Genomic DNA, 18191 nt, shown 5'->3' on the forward strand with positions numbered 1-18191 from the left:
GGGTGACAAGCATTCCGCCGCCTTGCCACTCAAAAGGGGTGTCATTGTCCAGATCAAACGTGGATTGACTCGATGACACGCCGTCTGGGCGCCTAGGATTCCCCTTAACACCTCACGTAGCACCTCATCGGTCTCATTCGACAGGAACCCCATGAGCGACACTTCCTCCCCCTTCGGCTTCGAGCTCGTGCGGCGTGGTTATGACCGCGGTCAGGTGGACGACCGCATTACCAAGCTGGTCTCCGACCGCGACAGCGCCCTTGGACGTATCAACTCTCTGGAAAAGCGGATCGAGGAGCTGCACCTCGAGACGCAGAACGCCCAGGCCCAGGTGAACGACGCGGAGCCGTCGTACGCGGGTCTCGGCGCCCGGGTCGAGAAGATCCTGCGGCTGGCCGAGGAGGAGGCGAAGGACCTGCGCGAGGAGGCCCGTCGCGCGGCCGAGCAGCACCGTGAGCTCGCCGAGTCGGCCGCCCAGCAGGTGCGCAACGACGCCGAGTCGTTCGCGGCCGACCGCAAGTCGAAGGCGGAGGACGAGGGCGTCCGCATCGTCGAGAAGGCCAAGGGCGACGCCGCCACCCTGCGCGCCGAGGCCCAGAAGGACGCGGCCTCCAAGCGCGAGGAGGCCGACGCCCTCTTCGAGGAGACCCGTGCCAAGGCCGCCCAGGCCGCCGCGGACTTCGAGACCAACCTGGCCAAGCGCCGCGAGCAGTCGGAGCGCGACCTGGCCTCCCGCCAGGCCAAGGCCGAGAAGCGCCTCGCGGAGATCGAGCACCGCGCCGAGCAGCTGCGCCTGGAGGCCGAGAAGCTGCGTACGGACGCCGAGCGCCGGGCCCGCCAGACCGTGGAGACCGCGCAGCGCCAGGCCGAGGACATCGTGGCCGATGCGAACGCCAAGGCCGACCGCATCCGCAGCGAGTCCGAGCGCGAGCTGGCGGCGCTCACCAACCGCCGCGACTCGATCAACGCGCAGCTGACCAACGTCCGCGAGATGCTGGCGACGCTCACCGGCGCGGCCGTGGCGGCTGCCAACCCGATCGTCGACGACGAGCCGGTCACCCGCGGCGTGCCGGCGCAGCAGAGCCGCTGACCACGGAGCATGACCCGCAGGTAGCCATTGAGCCTGATCGAGGGCCCTATGTCACCCACTTGAGGTGGCGTAGGGCCCTCGGGCGTTCTAGCGTGGCCGCATGATCGAGCTCGATGGAATCACCAAACGATTCGGTTCGAAGACAGCGGTCGACAACCTCAGCTTCCAGGTCAAACCGGGGGTGGTGACGGGCTTCCTCGGCCCCAACGGGGCGGGCAAGTCCACGACGATGCGCATGATGCTCGACCTCGACAACCCCACCAGTGGTGCGGTCCGCATCTACGGCAAGCGCTACCGGGAGTTACGGGAACCACTGAAGCACGTCGGGGCGCTGCTGGACGCGAAGGCCATGCACGGCGGCCGCAGCGCCTACAACAACCTGCTCTGCCTGGCCCAGTCGAACGGCATCCCGCGGAGCCGGGTCGCCGAGGTGCTGGACCTGGTCGGGCTGACGCCCGTGGCCAGGAAGAAGTCCAAAGGATTTTCGCTGGGCATGGGCCAACGGCTGGGAATCGCCTCCGCATTGCTGGGTGATCCGCAGATCCTCATGTTCGACGAGCCGGTCAACGGTCTGGATCCCGAGGGAATTCTCTGGATCCGCAATCTGATGAAGGGCCTGGCCGGGGAGGGGCGCACGATCTTCGTGTCCTCCCATCTGATGAGCGAAATGGCGCTCACCGCGGACCATTTGATCGTCATCGGACAGGGTCGACTTCTGGCCGATACCACTATGGCTGATTTCATTCAGCAGAACTCCCGCACTTACGTCCGGATGCGGTCGCCGCAGCAGGAGCGGCTGAAAGACGTCCTGCACGAGGCCGGGATCGACGCCGTCGCCGTCCTCGCCACCGGCACGCTGGAGATCGACGGGGTGGGCGCGGAGCAGCTCGGCGAGCTGGCCGCCCGGCACCGGATCGTGCTGCACGAACTCAGCCCGCAACGGGCCTCACTGGAGGAAGCGTTCATGCGCATGACGGCGGACTCCGTCGAGTACCACGCCCACGCGCCGGGCGCGCCCGGCGCGGCCACCGACAACCCGGCCCGGCCGGCCGACGTCCCCGCCTGGGGCGCCGGCTTCCGAGCCGCCGACTCCACGCGCAAGGGCGGGCAGTGACCATGGCCTTCTCCGCCGTCCTCACGTCCGAGTGGACCAAGATCCGCACCGTGGCCTCCACCAGCTGGACGCTCGCCACCGCCTTCCTGGTGACCGTCGGCATCGGCGCCGGTCTGTGCGCCGCGGTCAACGCGACCTTCGACTCCATGCCGGAGCCGCAGCGGGTCGCCTTCGACCCCACCCAGGTGAGCTTCTCGGGGATGCTCTTCGGGCAGCTGGCGGTGCTCGTCTTCGGGGCCATGGTGGTCGGCAGCGAGTACAGCACCGGCATGATCCGCAGCTCCCTCGCCGCCGTGCCGGTCCGCGGCTCCCTGCTGCTGGGGAAGCTCACCGTGGCGACCGCCCTCGCACTGGTGGTCGGCCTCGCGACCGGATTCCTGTCCTTCTTCCTCGGCCAGGCCCTCCTCGGCGGGCACCGCACCACGCTCGGCGGGGAGAACGTCCTGCGCGCGGTGATCGGCGTCGGCCTGTACATGGCACTGCTCGCGGTGTTCGCCATGGGTGTGTCGATGATGCTGCGCAACACCGCCGCCGCGATCGCGATCCTGATCAGCTTCGTCCTGATCCTGTCCATCGTCCTCAACCTGGTCGACGCCACTCGCAAGATCGCCGACTACCTGCCCGACCAGGCGGGATCCGCGATCATGCAGACCGTGTCCTCCCCGGCCGGCTCCTCCGACGCCCCCTACGGCCCGTGGGGCGGCCTCGGGATCATGGCCCTGTGGGCGGCCGCCGCGGTACTCGGGGGCTACCTCGTCCTCAGCAGGAGGGACGCCTGAGGTCCGGCCCCCTCCGGAAGGACTACGGGTCGTGCCAGGGTCGCCTCGGGGAAGGGTCAGGGATCCGGCCGGGGCGGAACCGTAGGATCCTCGCTATCCTCTTAACCCTTACACGGGCGAGAGTCGTCCCGGCCTGGTAAGGGGCAGCAAGATGATCGAGGCAGTCGGCCTGACCAAGCGCTACGGCGCCAAGACCGCCGTCGACCAGTTGTCCTTCCAGGTCAAGCCGGGTCACGTGACGGGATTCCTGGGGCCCAACGGCTCCGGGAAGTCGACCACCATGCGCATGATCCTCGGCCTGGACCGGCCCACGTCCGGGCATGTCACGATCAACGGCTTCCCCTTCCGGGAGCTGCCGAACGCCCAGCGGCACGTCGGGGCCCTCCTCGACGCCAAGGCCGTGCACGGCGGCCGCCGGGCCCGCACCCACCTGCTGTCCATCGCCCAGCTCTCCGGGATCCCGGAGAGGCGGGTGGACGAGGTGCTGGCCGTCGTCGGCCTTCAGGACGCCGCGCGGCAGCGCACGAAGGGCTTCTCGCTCGGCATGGGCCAGCGCCTGGGCATCGCCACGGCGCTGCTCGGGGACCCGCAGGTGCTCCTGTTCGACGAGCCGGTCAACGGACTCGACCCCGAGGGGATCCTCTGGGTCCGCAACCTCATGCGCCGGCTCGCCGCCGAGGGCCGCACCGTGTTCGTCTCCTCGCACCTGATGAGCGAGATGGCGCTGACCGCCGACCATCTGATCGTCATCGGCCGCGGACGGCTGCTGGCCGACATGGGGACCCAGGAGTTCATCGCGCACAACTCGGCCGGATTCGCTCGGGTGCGTGCGGCCGACACCGATCCCGATGGCCGGGACGCGTTGGGTACGGCCCTCACCAGGGCGGGCGGGCGGGTCCTGCAGGAGCCCGACGGAGCACTGCGCGTGACCGGGCTGGAGCTGCCCCGCATCTCCGACCTCGCGCACGCGGCGGGCGTCCGGCTGTGGGAGCTGTCCCCGCACCACGCCTCGCTGGAGGAGGCGTACATGCGGATGACGCAGTCCGCCGTCGAGTACACCTCCACCGACGACCCGCGGGCCGAGCTGTGGGAGCAGGACCCGCTCGCCCTTCCGGCCTGGGAGGACGAGCAGGCGGCCCCCGAGGTCCCGCAGGCGGGCTTCTTCGCCCCGCCGCCGCCCGGAGCGGGCGGGAAGCCCTTCCTGATGCCCAGCAATCCCGGCGAGCTCGCGAGCGCCGCCAAGGACGCCCCAGAGGACACCCGATGACCGCGACGACGACCACGACGCCGGACGGGCCGCGGAGCTACAGCTCTCCGCTGCCCTCGCCGCGGCCGCACCTGGGGCACGCCCTCGCCTCGGAGTGGACCAAGCTGATCTCGATCCGCTCCACCCTGTGGACGCTGGGCGCGCTCGTGCTGACCGTCGTCGGCGTCGGGATGCTCTTCGTCTCGCAGACCTCGGACCGGGACTACGAGTCGATCTCCTTCACCACGCCCGCCCTGTTCGGCCTGATGGTCGGCCAGGTCGCGGTGATGGTCCTCGGTGTGCTGACCATCTCCTCGGAGCACGCCACCGGACTGGTGCGGACCACGTTCACCGCCGCCCCGGACCGCTTCCGGGTGCTCACCGCGAAGTACCTGGTCTTCAGCATCACGGCCTTCGTCGCCACGACCCTGTCCGTCTTCGTGGTCGGGATCGCCGCCTCGCTCGCCCACGGCGGGGCCGCGGCCGGTGCGCACACGGGCGACGAGTGGCTGGGCGCCGTGGCCGGCTGCTTCTACGTCACCCTGCTCGGCGTGCTCGCCCTCGCGATCGGCGCGCTGGTGCGGCACTCGGCGGGGGCGATCGCCGTCATGCTCGGCGTGGTCACCCTGCCGCCGGTGCTCGGCGCCATGCTCATCGTCTGGGAGGCCGTGGCCCCCATCGGGCGGGAGATCCTCCAGCGCAACGTGCCGGTGGTGCTGAGCCAGCTGTTCGGCATGCAGGAGGGCGGCGACCTCGGCGTGGCCCCCAGCAACCTCTCCAACATGGTGATCATCGTGCTGATCACGGGCGCGACCGTGGCCGCCTCCTACGTGATGGTCGGCCGCCGGGACGTCTAGCACGGTGACCGCAGGGGTCAGTACTTCGGCGCGTTGCGGGACCGCTGCACCTTCGTGGTGCGGCGGTCCTTCGCGTTCCAGCAGGCCTTGTGCCAGTGCCGCCGGTCGTCCACGCCGCCGTACTCGGGCCAGGCCACCAGGTGCGGGGTGCCCGAGGGGATCTCCTGGTCGCAACCGGGGCAGCGGTAGCGCTTGCCCGCCGCGCTCGCGCCCGCGACGTGTCTGACCTTCCAGTCCTCGCCCTGGTACTCCTCGGTGCGCTCCAGCCCGAAGCGGTCCAGACCGATGCCGGGGCGGTCGTCCGGGTTCTCGCCGCCCCTGGGGCGGTTGTTGCGCGGTGACACGTATACCTCACGGATGGGCCGACGGCAGTGACTTTCTTCCAGACTACGCGCAGCGAGGCCGGGTACCCGCAGGGTGTCTACGGGGGGACGGGCCGATGGCCGGTACTGGCCCGACAATCCCAATAACTTTCGTGTCAGCCCGTGCCTTTGGCACGTGTCAGACGTTGTTGCCATAGGAAGAACCGGTCCACCTGGGGGAGGCCGCGTCAGCCGCGAGGAGGATGAAGGCGATGCGCGTAGGAGCGTTTGTACTGGCGGCCCAGTTCCCGGGCCAGGGACAGGGCGAGGCACTGCACCGGGCGGTGCGGACCGCGGAGGTGGCCGAGGAGGCCGGGCTCGACTCGGTGTGGCTGGCCGAGCACCACTTCGTCCCGTACGGGGTCTGCCCGTCGGCGGTGACGCTGGCGGGCCTGATGCTGGGCCGGACCCGCCGGCTGCGGGTGGGCACGGCGGTGAGCGTGCTGCCGAGCACGCACCCGGTGGCCCTCGGGGAGCAGGCGGCGCTGCTGCACCTGGCGTCGGGCGGCCGTTTCACCCTGGGGGTGGGGCGCGGGGGGCCGTGGGTGGACCTGGAGGTCTTCGGAGGCGGACTGGACGCCTACGAGAACGGCTTCCCGGAGTCCCTGGACCTGCTGCGCCGCTGGCTCACCGAGGCGCGGGTGGGCGCCGCCGGCGAGCGGTACGCCTTCCGCGAGGTGGCGGTCGTACCGCAGCCGTCGGAGGCGCTGGACGGGGACGGCTCGGGCCCGGAGGTGATCGTGGCCTGCACCTCGCCGTCGTCGGTGCGGATGGCCGCGCAGCGGGGGCTGCCGATGCTGCTGGGCATGCACTGCGGGGACGAGAACAAGGCCGAGATGGTCGCGCTGTGGCGCAGCACGGCGCTGGAGGCGGGCCACTCCCCCGAGCACGTCGCCGGGGCCGGGCACGTCTCCGCCGGGGTGTGCCAGATCGCGGACAGCACCGCCGGCGCGCGCGAGACCCTGCTGAAGTCCATGCCGGGCTGGCTCAGGCTGGGCCTGGACGCGCACGTGACCGTGGACGGCCGCGTGCGCGCGATGCGGGACCCCGTCGCCTACACGGAACTGCTGTGCGACCTGCACCCGGTGGGCACCCCGGAGCTGGCGGCGGACCGCCTGGCGGCCACCTCCGAGCGCACGGGCATCACGCGCTTCGCCCTCCTGACGGAGGGCTCCGGAGACCTCGCCGCGACGGAGGAGAACCTACGACGACTCGGCGCCGAAGTCCTGCCCCGTCTCGGCTGAGATCCACCGGCTCGGGCCCTGGTTCAGCAGTCCCGCAGTTCCGGCGACTGGTTGAGCAGCTGACCGCGGATCGAAGTGAACTTGGCCAGCCGGTCGTCCACCGAGGGATCCAGCGGGAAGACCGCCACCCGGTGACAGTTCTGGAATGCCAGGCGCACTCCGAAGTGCCGCTGCAGCGCACCGCGTATCGCGTCACTCGCGAGTGCGCGCAGCAGTTGCCCACGCGCCTGCTCGTCGGGCGGCGGCGTCTGGTTGTCGGCGAACTGTCCGCCGTCCACCTTCAGCTGGGCCACCAGCGAGCTGATCATCTCCCATGCATAGGGCAGGGAGGTCCGGACGCAGTCGACGAAAGCGGCTTCGTCGACCTCGCCTCGCTCGGCCTGTTCGAGTAGGGCCGGTGAGACGTCGAGCGACATGGGTTCTCCTCTCGCGACCCCGGCTGACTGGTTGCCGGAGTCTTACGGGCAGGGAAGGAGATCGCGACGCAGAGTGCACGCTCGACAACCTCCCGCTCACCACGGTAGGCGCCCACTGGGTGACGCACCAGGAGAATGCGCATACAACGCGCCATCGGCGAACGGGGCTTTCAGGGGCGAATCGCGTGGAGGGCCGTAGGTCGAGTAGCGTTGCCGACCATGCGTCTCGTGATTGCCCGCTGCTCCGTCGACTATGCGGGCCGGCTCACCGCCCACCTGCCCTCGGCACCCCGTCTGATCCTCGTGAAGGCCGACGGCAGTGTCTCGATCCACGCTGACGACCGGGCGTACAAACCGCTCAACTGGATGTCGCCGCCGTGCACCCTCAAAGAGGGGAGCGGGGACGACGCCGGTGTGTGGACGGTCGTCAACAAGGCGGGCGAGAAGCTCATCATCACCATGGAAGAAGTGCTCCACGACTCCTCCCACGAGCTCGGCACCGACCCGGGTCTCATCAAGGACGGCGTCGAGGCGCACCTCCAGGAGCTGCTCGCCGACCGCATCGAGACCCTGGGCGAGGGATACACCCTCATCCGCCGCGAGTACATGACGGCGATCGGCCCGGTGGACATCCTGTGCCGGGACGCCTCGGGCGCGACGGTGGCCGTGGAGATCAAGCGCCGCGGCGAGATCGACGGCGTGGAGCAGCTGACCCGCTACCTGGAGCTGCTCAACCGCGATCCGCACCTCGCCCCGGTCCGCGGTGTCTTCGCCGCCCAGGAGATCAAGCCGCAGGCGAAGGTGCTGGCGACGGACCGCGGGATGGACTGCGTGGTCCTGGACTACGACGCCCTGCGCGGCATCGAGGACGACAAGCTCCGCCTGTTCTGACCCGGTTGAAACGAAACGGCTCCGTCCGCGAGGACGGAGCCGTCGGCGTCTCAGGGGGTGGCGACCGGTGAGGTGGCGGTGGCCGTGCCCGTCACCGTGCCGGTCTCCGTGGGAGTCGGCGCGGCGGTCTCCGTCGGCTCCTGGGTCGGCGCCTGGGTGTTCGTCGGTGCCGAAGAGGACGTCGGCGCCTGGGAGTTCGTGGGCTTCGTGGAGGGGCGCTTGGACGGGGTACGGCCGGGCGTGCGGCCGGGGACCGGGGCGGCACTCGTGCCCGCGGCCGGAACCGTGGCGTCCGCCGAGGGGGCCGTTGCGGGCTGCTCCGATGCAGGATCGTTCCCTCCGGTCTCCTGGGCCGTCGAGGGCGTCCTGGAGGTCTCCGGGGTCGAGGACACGGCGGGCCCCTGCGCGGGCGGCTCGCTGTCCGAGGAACTCATCGCGAAGCTGACGACGGTGCCCAGCGCCACCGCGGCCAGCGCTCCCGCGGCGGCCAGCAGCACGAGCTTGCGGCGGCCCGCGTCCCGGCCGGAGGGCGCGGCCGGGGCGGGGGCCGCGGGGGCTGGCGCGTCCTGCTTCGGCGACAGCGGGAAGGCGTCCTCGAACACCGCCGACAGCGTGGTGGGCGGCTCGGAGGTCTGCGTCACGGGCACCACGGGGGTCATCCGCGTGACCGCCTCGGAGGAGACCGGGACCGGGGTGACGGCGGGCGCCGCGGACGCCCCCGCGGGCGGCGGCGGGGCGGGCAGGGCCGGAGCCGGGCGGGTGGCCGGGGAGGTCCGGTCGGCCGCGGCGGGCCGGACGGCCGGGGTCGTCCGGGTGGCGGGGGCCTTGCGGGCGGCCGGGGTCGCCACGGTCGCCGCCTCGGTGGCCGGGGTGGCCACCGTCACGGCCTCGGAGGCCGCCGCGGGCGCTTCCAGGCGCAGCGGCGGGGATGCCTTCGCCCCGGCGGTCTCACGGTCCACGACCAGCGCCAGCGCCCGTCGGCCCGCCACGGTGCCCCGCTTGTCGGCGAGGGCGCCCCGCAGCCCGATCGAGGTCTCCAGCTCGGCGCGGGCCCGGTCGAGCCGTCCCTCGCACAGGGCGAGCACCCCGAGCTCGTGGTGGAAGTACGCCTGCTCGGCGACCTCTCCGGCCTTGCGCGCGGCCTCCGCGCCCGAGCGCAGCACCCGCTCCCAGGCCTCCCAGTGCAGCGAGGCCGCGAAGGCGGGGGCGGCCGTGCGCGCCAGTACCGCCGCGGCCACCACGTCCGCGCCGGCCAGCGCCGCGAGCACCGCGTCCGCCTCGGCCGCGACCCGCTCGGGGACCACCGAGGCGTGCCCGGTCCACCAGGCGTAGTGCCGGGCGGCGGTACGGGCCTCCTCCGACGCGGTGTCCCCGTAGCCGACGTCCTCCAGCTGGCGGGCGACGCCGGCGGCGAGCCGGTAGCGGGTCCCGACGGGCGTCAGCAACCCGCAGGCCAGGAGTTCGGCCACCGCCGTGTCGGCGTGGGTGTCCCCCACGAGCGCCGGCAGGTGGGCGTGGTGCGGCAGTTCGCCGCCCAGTGCGCAGGCGATCCGCAGGGCCGCCCGGGCCGACTCGCTGACCCGTGACGCCAGCAGCTCCGCCGGGGCCGCGCCCTCGGCGAGCGTCGGCAGCGGCACCACCGCGCTGTCGCGGGGGCGCTCCTCGAAGACGCCGGGCTCCTCCTCGTCGTCGTCCTCGTCGCTGCGGTTGAGCTCGTCGCGCTGCCGGAGCATCGCGGCGGCCTGTACGAAGCGCAGCGGCAGCCCCTCGGAGGCGAACCTCAGGTCGCCCGCCCAGGCGGCCTCCTCGTCCGTCAGCGGGCGTCCCACGCCCGCCTCCAGCAGGGCCGCGCAGTCGGCCTTGCCGAGGCCGGTGAGGAAGACCTCTTCGATGTGGGAGTCGTCGGAGGGCGCCTTGGCGTCGGGGGTGGCCGCCAGCAGGTAGGCGCATTCGGGGGTGGCGCGCAGCAGCTCGTCGAGGGCGCTCCCGCCCATCTCCAGGTCGTCGAGGAGGACGACGGCCCCGATGTCGCGGACGCGGGCGAGGAGCTCGTCGCGTTCGGGGCGTTCCCGCGGGGCCTCGTACACGGTCGCGTAGAGCGTGTGGAGGAGTTCACCGGGCTGCTGGTGCCCGTGGCCGCTGAGCCGTACGACGCCGTCGGGCGCGACGCCCGCGCACCGGTCGGCGACCGCGTCGAGCAGCGCGCTGCGGCCGGACCCGGACGGCCCGGTCAGGCGGACGGAGCGGCCGCGGCCCAGGAGCCGGACGAGCCGCTCCAGCTCTTCTTCCCGTGCGAGCAGGGGCCGGGCGGATATCGGGGGTCCCGGGAGCACGGGCGGTCTGGCGGCGGCGTCCCGGGCGGCGCGGGCGGCGGCGTCGCGCTTGGCGGGGCGGGTGCGCCCGGTGCCCGGACGCAGGGGTTCGATCTCGCTGCCGTCGACGGGGTTGACGGTGAGGGTGAAGTCGCCGGCGGTCAGGGTGACGACCCGCGCGGGCCCGGCGGACCCGGGCGACGGCGCCCCGGGGGACGCGGGCGCGGAGGCGGCGGCGGGCGACGCGGAGCCGCCCGCGGCCTGCTCGCCGCGCTCGTTCTGCCCCTGTGTACGGTCCATGACCCAGTCCCCCGATCGCGGGCCGCGCGCCTCGCCGTCGTACCGCCCGGCCGTCGCGCACCCGCTGTCGCCACTGGTCCGGTTTCCGCCCGAACCCTAGACCGTGGCCGGTCGTGCGGGAAACCGCAGGGGCCCGATCACCACCGGACCGTTACTTTCCGCAGGAAATGCAAAGGTCAGCGGCTTGCGGGTCAGACCCGGGGAAGGGACTCGGCTTCCAGGCCGCCCTCGATCGCGAGGATCCGGTGCAGGCGGGTCGCCACCAGGAGCCGCTGCATCTGCGGCGGCACCCCGCGCAGGACGAGGCGGCGTCCGGTCCGGCCGGCCCTGCGGTGCGCGCCCATGATCACGCCGAGGCCGGTCGCGTCCCAGGAGTCGAGCCCGGTGAGGTCGAGCACGAGGTCGCCCTGGCCGTCGTCGAGGGCGCTGTGGAGGGCCGTACGGGCGTCCGCCGCGCTGCGCACGTCGAGGCGGCCCCCGACAGCGAGTTCGGCGTGGTCGCCCCTGATGTGCATGTGTACTCCCGGCAGTACTGCGTACGTATGGCAACTGGTCCGTGGTCGGCAACTCTCACTGCAACTGACTGCCGCGCGGGCAGGGAAGTTGCCGACCGTGAGCGAACCGATACCTAATTCACCCTGACGGGTGAAGGCATTCGAACGATGGCGCTCAGTGGCTGGACCGTTCTCAGTGCTTGTAGAAACCCTGGCCGCTCTTGCGGCCGATGTCCCCGGCGTCCACCATGCGGCGCATGAGCTCCGGCGGGGCGAACTTCTCGTCCTGGGACTCGGTGTAGATGTTGCTGGTGGCGTGCAGCAGGATGTCGACGCCCGTGAGGTCGGCGGTGGCCAGCGGGCCCATCGCGTGACCGAAGCCCAGCTTGCAGGCGATGTCGATGTCCTCGGCGGAGGCGACGCCCGATTCGTACAGCTTGGCGGCCTCGACGACCAGCGCGGAGATCAGACGGGTCGTCACGAAGCCGGCGACGTCGCGGTTGACGACGATGCAGGTCTTGCCGACGGACTCGGCGAACGCCCGGGTGGTGGCGAGGGTTTCGTCGCTCGTCTTGTAACCGCGGACCAGCTCGCACAGCTGCATCATCGGGACGGGCGAGAAGAAGTGCGCGCCGACGACCCGCTCCGGACGCTCCGTCACGGCCGCGATCTTGGTGATCGGGATCGCGGAGGTGTTGGAGGCGAGAACGGCGTCCTCGCGCACGATCTTGTCGAGGGCGCGGAAGATCTCGTGCTTGATCTCGATCTTCTCGAAGGCCGCTTCCACCACGATGTCGACGTCGGCGACCGCGTCCAGGTCGGTGGTCGTCGTGATGCGGGCGAGCGCCGCCTCGGCGTCCTCGGCGGTCAGCTTGCCCTTGGAGACGAACTTGTCGTACGAGGCCTTGATGCCGTCCGTGCCCCGGGTCAGCGCGGCGTCGGTGACGTCGCGCAGCACGACGTCCCATCCCGCCTGAGCGGAGACCTGAGCGATCCCGGAACCCATGAGTCCCGCACCGATGACGGCGAGCTTCCCAGCCACTGCACACCCCTCGTTGTTCTCAAATACGGCACGGCTTCACAGCCACTCCGGCGGAGACTAGCGCCCGGGGGGTGCGGTGTGACCGCGAAGTAACACGCGTCACGTCTCAGATGACGGACATCACACCGGGACAGCCCAGCAGCCCTGCCCAGCCGTCCAGTTCATGTGACGTGGGTCCCTGCGCACCTCTCGGCCAGTGCGCGCAGCCGTCGCAGCTCCCCGCGCGCGACGCCCGGGCGGCCGAGTTCGACGGCGATGGCGCCGCGGCCCGCGAGGTAGTGCGCGTCCGCCCTGGCCTGCGCGTCCGCCTCCGGCAGCGCACAGATCTCCCGTTGCAGGAGGCGGAGCTGCAGCAGGAGGTCGCGGGCGGTGCGCACGTGCGCCGCCCCGGGACCGTGCTCCGCGCGCAGGGCGTCCTTCGCGTAGTCCCAGACCCGGGCGTCGTGCTCGGCGGCGCCCGGTTCGCCCGGGTGGTGGGGGTGTCCGGCCCACCGGGCGGCGTGCTCGCGCAGGTCGTCGACATGGCCGAGGGCCTCCCCCAGACGCCCGGCGGCCACGGCCGCCCGTCCGGCCGCGGCGCACTCGGCAGGTTCGGCGAGGTGGTCCGGGCCCGGCCCGGGCCGGGTGGCGAGGAATCCCGCCAGGAGGTCGATCTGCTGGGCGGCCTCGGCCAGCCGCCACAGGTAGTACGTCTCGGCCACGCGGCCCCTTCCCGATCCCGGGGCTCCGGCGGCCCCACGGGACCGTACGCGAGCGGCGCCGACCGTGCCCGGAATTTCCCCGGCGGGCCCGTCTACCCTGGCCGCATGGTGAACCTCACGCGCATCTACACCCGTACCGGCGACAAGGGCACGACCGCCCTGGGCGACATGAGCCGCACGGCCAAGACCGACCTGCGGATCTCCGCGTACGCCGACGCCAACGAGGCCAACGCGGCCATCGGGACGGCCATCGCGCTGGGCGCCCTGTCCGCCGAGGTCGTGAAGGTCCTGGTGCGGGTGCAGAACGACCTGTTCGACGTCGGCGCGGACCTGTGCACCCCGGTGGTGGAGAACCCGGAGTACCCGCCGCTGCGCGTGGAGCAGTTCTACGTCGACAAGCTGGAGGCCGACTGCGACCTCTTCCTGGAGCAGGTGGAGAAGCTGCGCAGCTTCATCCTGCCCGGCGGCACCCCCGGCGCGGCCCTGCTGCACCAGGCCTGCACGGTGGTCCGGCGCGCCGAGCGGTCGACGTGGGCGGCGCTGGAGGTCCACGGCGAGTCGATGAACCCGCTCACCGCCACCTACCTCAACCGCCTCTCCGACCTCCTGTTCATCCTGGCCCGGGTGGCCAACAAGGAGGTCGGGGACGTGCTGTGGGTGCCGGGCGGCGAGCGGTAGCGCACACGGCGCCTCACCCGGTCTTCGCGAGCGAGGGCCGGTCCTCCCCGTCGGCGTCCGCGGGCGCCTTCGGGGGCCACACGGTGTAGCCGAGGGCGACGAGCGCGTGGATGACGACCGCCCGCAGGGCGCCGGACTGCCACGCGCGCAGCGAGCTGATGTCGCCCGCGTCGCCCACGTACCAGATCGCCGCCTGGAGCAGGCCGATGCCGACGGCGGCGGCGAGGACCGTCCGGGTCCACAGCTTCCACTCGTGCGCGACGCGGGCCTTCCCGTAGCCGGCGCCGGCGGGCTTGGGGCCGCCGGCCAGCCGGTGGGCGGCGTGCCCGTCGAGCCACTTGATCGTGTAGTGGCCGTAGGCGACGGTGTAGCCGATGTAGAGGGCGGCCACGCCGTGCTTCCAGTCCGGCTCCGCGCCGTTCTTCAGGTCGATCGTGGTGACGACGAGCAGGACCAGCTCCATCAGCGGCTCGCACAGCAGGACCGCGGCCCCCAGCCGGGGCATCTTCGCGAGGTAGCGCAGGGCGAGTCCCGCCGCCAGCAGGACCCAGAAACCGATCTCACAGGCGATGATCAGCGCGACGATCACAGGACTCTCCGTCCGCTCGGGTTGGTCGTTCCCCTCAAGACTCCCGTCCGCCGCCGCCCGATTCGTCGTCGCGAATGACCATGTGCGCCTGCACCCTTCGATGTACCCGCACTTCAGCCGCTCCGCCGAGGTGCTGGGCGCATACACCCTGTTGGATGGGACCGTGACCGAGAAGAGCCTGCGCCCCCACCGTGACGACGTCCTCCTCGCGGTGGTCAGCGTCGCCGCGGGCCTCGTGTTCTGGTCGCTCGGCGTCTACAGCAGCCCCGCACGCGGCTCCCTGCCGGCCTGGGCCGCCCTGGTGCCCCTCGTGGTGCTCGGCGCGATGGAACTGCTGCGCCGCACCGCACCGCGGGTGACCCTGACCGTCGGGACCGTCGGGGTGATCGCCGACCAGTTCACCGTCGGCAGCCTCGCCACCGTCATCATCTTCACCGACTTGATGTACGCCGCCGTCGTGTACGGAAAACCGGCCATGGCCCGGCGGCTCCCGGTGACCACGGGCCTGATCACCGTCGTCGTCACGATCGCCTCGCTGGCCTGGCTGCGCAACCCGCAGGCCCTGCTGATCGGCGCGATCACCGGCATCGTGAGCTTCGCCCCGGCGCTGACCGGAGCCACCCTGCGCAACCACCGGGAGGCGGCCGAGGCTGCCCGGCTGCGCGCCGAGCAGACGGCGCTGCTGGCCGAAATGGACCGCAGCCAGGCCGTGGCCGCCGAGCGCGCCCGGATGGCCCGCGAGCTGCACGACATGGTGGCCAACCACCTCTCGGCGATCGCCATCCACTCGACCGCGGCGCTCTCCATCGACACGGCCGCGACCAGCCGTGACGCGCTCGGCGTGATCCGCGAGAACAGCGTGCAGGGGCTGGCCGAGATGCGCCGCCTGATCGGGCTGCTGCGGGACGCGGGGGGCGACCAGGAGGCGGTGGCGGTGCCTTCGCTGGACGGCCTCGACGCCCTGATCGGGCAGGCCCGGACCAACGGCTCGGCGAGCGGGCTGGCCTTCGTCCTGCACGACGACCGGGCGTCCGGGGAGCCCGCGGCGGCCCCCGTGGAGCTGGCCGCGTACCGGATCGTCCAGGAGTCCCTGACCAACGCCCTCAAGCACGCCTCCCCCGGCACGGTGACGGTCCGCGTGGCGCACGAGGACGGGCTGTTGAGCGTGGCGGTGGACTCCCCCTACGGAGACCGCCCCGGACCGCGCGCGCCGGGCTCGGGCGCCGGGCTGATCGGCATGCGGGAGCGGACGGAACTGCTGGGCGGGGAGTTCGCCGCGGGCCGGGACGGCAGCGTGTGGCACGTGCGGGCGATCCTGCCCGCCGAGGAGAAGGCGGTGGAGATGTGACCATCCGGGTGGTGGTGGCCGAGGACCAGGCCGCGGTGCGGGCCGGGCTGGTGCTCATCCTGCGCAGCGCGGGCGACATCGAGGTGGCGGGCGAGGCGGCCGACGGGGAGGAGGCGGTGCGCCTGGCCCGGGAGCTGCGGCCGGACCTCGTCCTCATGGACGTGCAGATGCCCCGGCTCGACGGGGTGTCGGCGACCCGCCAGGTGGTGGAGGAGGGTCTGGCGGACGTGCTGGTGCTGACCACCTTCGACCTCGACGAGTATGTCTTCGGGGCGCTGCGGGCCGGCGCCTGCGGCTTCCTGCTGAAGAACGCGGACGCGGCGGAGCTGATAGCGGCGGTACGGACCGTCGCGCGCGGCGAGGGGCTGATCGCCCCGGCGGTCACCAGGCGGCTGATCGCGGAGTTCGCGGCGCCGCGTCCGGTGCGGAGCGGCCCGGCTCCGGAGCGGGCGGCGGCCGTCGCCTCGCTCACCCCGCGCGAACGGGAGGTGCTGGCGGCCCTCGGGGAGGGGCTGTCGAACGCCGAGATCGCCGAGCGCCTGGGCATGGCGGAGGCTACGGCGAAGACGCACGTCAGCCGCCTGCTGGGCAAGCTGGAGCTGCGCAGTCGGCTCCAAGCCGCGGTCCTGGCACAGGAGTTGGGCATCTAGCGGACGACGGTCGGCACCGGTCTGGACCTCTTGACGGTTGGTCCAGACCTTTCTACTCTCACGGCAACACTGTGGTGAGCGTGCCATGACAAAGCGTGCTCACGGGCGGCGCAGGTCCCACCCCCATGTCGACGTCGGCCCCACGACCGCGACGGACCTACGGAGGAGCACCCTTGAGCACAGCATCCCCACCCCCCACCAGGCGCACCCGGTTCTTCACGAGAGTCGCGGCGGTCGTCGCCGTGCTCGCCCTGCCCGTCACCGGACTCGTCGCCCTGGCCGGCCCGGCCCAGGCCGCCGCCTCCGCGACCGCCACGTACACCAAGGTCTCCGACTGGGGTTCCGGCTTCGAGGGCAAGTGGGTGGTGAAGAACACCGGCACCACCACGCTCAGCAGCTGGACCGTGGAGTGGGACTACCCGGCGGGCACCTCGGTCACCTCGGCCTGGGACGCCACCGTGACGAGTTCCGGCACCCACTGGACCGCCAAGAACCTCGGCTGGAACGGCACCCTCGCCCCCGGGGCCACCGCCAGCTTCGGCTTCAACGGCGCCGGCTCCGGAGCCCCGACCGGCTGCAAGATCAACGGCGCCTCCTGCGACGGCGGCACCCAGCCCGGCGACAATCCCCCCACCGCTCCCGGCGCCCCTGCCGCGAGCAACGTCGCCGACACCTCGCTGACCCTGACCTGGACCCCGGCCACCGACGACAAGGGCGTCAAGAACTACGACGTCTACCGGGGCTCCGCCAAGATCGCCACCGTCACCGGGACCAGCTACGCGGACTCGGGCCTGACCAAGGGCACGACGTACACCTACAGCGTCACCGCCCGCGACACCATCGACCAGACCGGCCCCTCCTCGGGGTCCACCACGGTCACCACGACCGGCGGGGTCATCCCCCCGGACCCGGGCGACAAGGTCAAGCTCGGCTACTTCACCAACTGGGGCGTCTACGGACGCAACTACCACGTGAAGAACCTGGTCACCTCGGGCACCGCGGCGAAGATCACGCACATCAACTACGCCTTCGGCAACGTCCAGAACGGCCAGTGCACCATCGGTGACTCCTACGCCGACTACGACAAGGCCTACACCGCCGACCAGAGCGTCGACGGCGTCGCCGACACCTGGGACCAGCCGCTGCGCGGCAACTTCAACCAGCTGCGCAAGCTGAAGAAGGCCTACCCGAACATCAAGATCCTGTGGTCCTTCGGCGGCTGGACCTGGTCCGGCGGCTTCCCGCAGGCCGCCGCCAACCCGGCCGCCTTCGCCCAGTCCTGCTACAACCTGGTCGAGGACCCCCGCTGGGCCGACGTCTTCGACGGCATCGACCTGGACTGGGAGTACCCGAACGCCTGCGGCCTGTCCTGCGACACCAGCGGCCCGGCCGCCTTCAAGAACCTGATGCAGGCCGTGAAGACCCGGTTCGGCGCGAACAACCTGGTCACCGCGGCCATCACCGCCGACGCCTCGGACGGCGGCAAGATCGACAAGGCCGACTACGCGGGCGCCGCGCAGTACACCGACTTCTACAACGTCATGACGTACGACTTCTTCGGCGCCTGGGCGGCCCAGGGTCCGACCGCCCCGCACTCCCCGCTGACCTCGTACGCGGGCATCCCGCAGGCCGGCTTCAACTCGGCCGACGCCATCGCCAAGCTCAAGGCCAAGGGCGTGCCCGGTTCCAAGCTCAACCTCGGCATCGGCTTCTACGGCCGCGGCTGGACCGGCGTGACCCAGGCAGCCCCCGGCGGCACCGCCACCGGACCGGCCCCGGGCACGTACGAGCAGGGCATCGAGGACTACAAGGTGCTCAAGAACAGCTGCCCGGCCACCGGCACCGTCGCCGGCACGGCCTACGCCAAGTGCGGCAGCAACTGGTGGAGCTACGACACCCCCGCCACCATCGCCGGCAAGATGACCTGGGCCAAGCAGCAGGGCCTCCGGGGAGCCTTCTACTGGGAGTTCAGCGGCGACACCACCAACGGTGAGCTCGCGAACGCGGTCCACACCGGGCTCCAGTAGTACGACGGAAGCCGGGGAGACGGGTCCGCCCCCGTCTCCCCGGCTTCTCCA

Annotated in this window: 18 protein-coding genes; 11 read left to right on the top strand and 7 right to left on the bottom strand. The window is 71.9% G+C overall.

Annotated elements, in window-relative coordinates; genetic code table 11:
* The first annotated feature begins 151 nt into the window (after positions 1–151).
* The 5 genes from AB0O53_RS19655 (at position 152) to AB0O53_RS19675 (ending at position 5086) form a co-directional block, all read left to right on the top strand.
* A complete protein-coding gene (locus tag AB0O53_RS19655; protein WP_030660359.1) occupies positions 152–1090 on the top strand; it encodes a coiled-coil domain-containing protein in 939 nt (312 codons plus the stop codon).
* A 100-nt stretch (positions 1091–1190) separates the two neighbouring features.
* A complete protein-coding gene (locus tag AB0O53_RS19660; protein ID WP_350987877.1) occupies positions 1191–2204 on the top strand; it encodes an ABC transporter ATP-binding protein in 1014 nt (337 codons plus the stop codon).
* 2 nt (positions 2205–2206) lie between these two features.
* Positions 2207–2983: a DUF2705 family protein gene (locus AB0O53_RS19665; RefSeq protein ID WP_350988402.1), complete on the top strand. Its 777-nt coding sequence runs from the start codon at positions 2207–2209 to the stop codon at positions 2981–2983.
* 151 nt (positions 2984–3134) lie between these two features.
* Positions 3135–4250, top strand: a complete 1116-nt coding sequence (locus AB0O53_RS19670) for an ABC transporter ATP-binding protein (RefSeq protein WP_350987878.1) — start codon at positions 3135–3137, stop codon at positions 4248–4250.
* Positions 4247–5086 carry an ABC transporter permease gene (locus AB0O53_RS19675; RefSeq protein WP_350987879.1) on the top strand — a complete coding sequence of 280 codons (840 nt, stop codon included), beginning with the start codon at positions 4247–4249 and terminating at the stop codon, positions 5084–5086. The genes AB0O53_RS19670 and AB0O53_RS19675 overlap by 4 nt, the downstream gene beginning before the upstream one ends.
* A 17-nt stretch (positions 5087–5103) precedes the next feature.
* Here AB0O53_RS19675 and AB0O53_RS19680 read toward each other — a convergent pair whose 3' ends face one another.
* The gene (locus AB0O53_RS19680; RefSeq protein WP_031148297.1) at positions 5104–5430 is read right to left on the bottom strand and encodes an Rv1322 family protein; all 327 of its coding nucleotides are present in this window, start codon (positions 5428–5430) and stop codon (positions 5104–5106) included.
* Between the two features lie 230 nt (positions 5431–5660).
* Between AB0O53_RS19680 and AB0O53_RS19685 the strand changes: the two genes are divergently transcribed.
* A complete protein-coding gene (locus AB0O53_RS19685; RefSeq protein ID WP_350987880.1) occupies positions 5661–6692 on the top strand; it encodes an LLM class flavin-dependent oxidoreductase in 1032 nt (343 codons plus the stop codon).
* Between the two features lie 23 nt (positions 6693–6715).
* On the opposite strand, the gene AB0O53_RS19690 is transcribed toward AB0O53_RS19685, so the two are convergent.
* The gene (locus AB0O53_RS19690) at positions 6716–7108 is read right to left on the bottom strand and encodes an SCO5389 family protein (protein WP_030660337.1); all 393 of its coding nucleotides are present in this window, start codon (positions 7106–7108) and stop codon (positions 6716–6718) included.
* Between the two features lie 219 nt (positions 7109–7327).
* Between AB0O53_RS19690 and nucS the strand changes: the two genes are divergently transcribed.
* On the top strand, positions 7328–7999 hold the full coding sequence (gene nucS / locus AB0O53_RS19695; protein WP_030660334.1) for an endonuclease NucS: 672 nt from the start codon (positions 7328–7330) through the stop codon (positions 7997–7999).
* A gap of 50 nt (positions 8000–8049) precedes the next feature.
* On the opposite strand, the gene AB0O53_RS19700 is transcribed toward nucS, so the two are convergent.
* From AB0O53_RS19700 to AB0O53_RS19715, 4 genes are all read right to left on the bottom strand, one after another.
* Positions 8050–10611: an ATP-binding protein gene (locus AB0O53_RS19700; protein ID WP_365197005.1), complete on the bottom strand. Its 2562-nt coding sequence runs from the start codon at positions 10609–10611 to the stop codon at positions 8050–8052.
* Between the two features lie 191 nt (positions 10612–10802).
* Positions 10803–11126 carry an STAS domain-containing protein gene (locus AB0O53_RS19705; RefSeq protein WP_030764081.1) on the bottom strand — a complete coding sequence of 108 codons (324 nt, stop codon included), beginning with the start codon at positions 11124–11126 and terminating at the stop codon, positions 10803–10805.
* 172 nt (positions 11127–11298) lie between these two features.
* On the bottom strand, positions 11299–12147 hold the full coding sequence (locus tag AB0O53_RS19710; protein WP_037927951.1) for a 3-hydroxyacyl-CoA dehydrogenase family protein: 849 nt from the start codon (positions 12145–12147) through the stop codon (positions 11299–11301).
* Between the two features lie 161 nt (positions 12148–12308).
* Entirely contained in the window at positions 12309–12848 is a 540-nt protein-coding gene (locus tag AB0O53_RS19715; protein ID WP_350987882.1) for a hypothetical protein, read from the bottom strand.
* A 105-nt stretch (positions 12849–12953) separates the two neighbouring features.
* On the opposite strand from AB0O53_RS19715, the gene AB0O53_RS19720 reads away from it, so the two are divergent.
* On the top strand, positions 12954–13526 hold the full coding sequence (locus tag AB0O53_RS19720) for a cob(I)yrinic acid a,c-diamide adenosyltransferase (RefSeq protein WP_350987883.1): 573 nt from the start codon (positions 12954–12956) through the stop codon (positions 13524–13526).
* 13 nt (positions 13527–13539) lie between these two features.
* Here AB0O53_RS19720 and AB0O53_RS19725 read toward each other — a convergent pair whose 3' ends face one another.
* A complete protein-coding gene (locus tag AB0O53_RS19725) occupies positions 13540–14115 on the bottom strand; it encodes a hypothetical protein (RefSeq protein ID WP_350987884.1) in 576 nt (191 codons plus the stop codon).
* Positions 14116–14278: 163 nt separating this feature from the next.
* Between AB0O53_RS19725 and AB0O53_RS19730 the strand changes: the two genes are divergently transcribed.
* The 3 genes from AB0O53_RS19730 to AB0O53_RS19740 all read left to right on the top strand — a co-directional run bounded on the left by AB0O53_RS19730 (position 14279) and on the right by AB0O53_RS19740 (position 18140).
* Positions 14279–15463 (top strand): sensor histidine kinase, encoded by a 1185-nt coding sequence (locus AB0O53_RS19730; RefSeq protein WP_403139995.1) that lies wholly within the window; start codon positions 14279–14281, stop codon positions 15461–15463.
* Positions 15460–16113 carry a response regulator gene (locus AB0O53_RS19735; RefSeq protein WP_350987885.1) on the top strand — a complete coding sequence of 218 codons (654 nt, stop codon included), beginning with the start codon at positions 15460–15462 and terminating at the stop codon, positions 16111–16113. The genes AB0O53_RS19730 and AB0O53_RS19735 overlap by 4 nt, the downstream gene beginning before the upstream one ends.
* Before the next feature lie 125 nt (positions 16114–16238).
* Positions 16239–18140: a glycosyl hydrolase family 18 protein gene (locus AB0O53_RS19740; RefSeq protein ID WP_350987886.1), complete on the top strand. Its 1902-nt coding sequence runs from the start codon at positions 16239–16241 to the stop codon at positions 18138–18140.
* Positions 18141–18191 lie beyond the last annotated feature (51 nt).

This window comes from Streptomyces erythrochromogenes (assembly GCF_040684695.1).
GTDB lineage: Bacteria > Actinomycetota > Actinomycetes > Streptomycetales > Streptomycetaceae > Streptomyces > Streptomyces erythrochromogenes_C.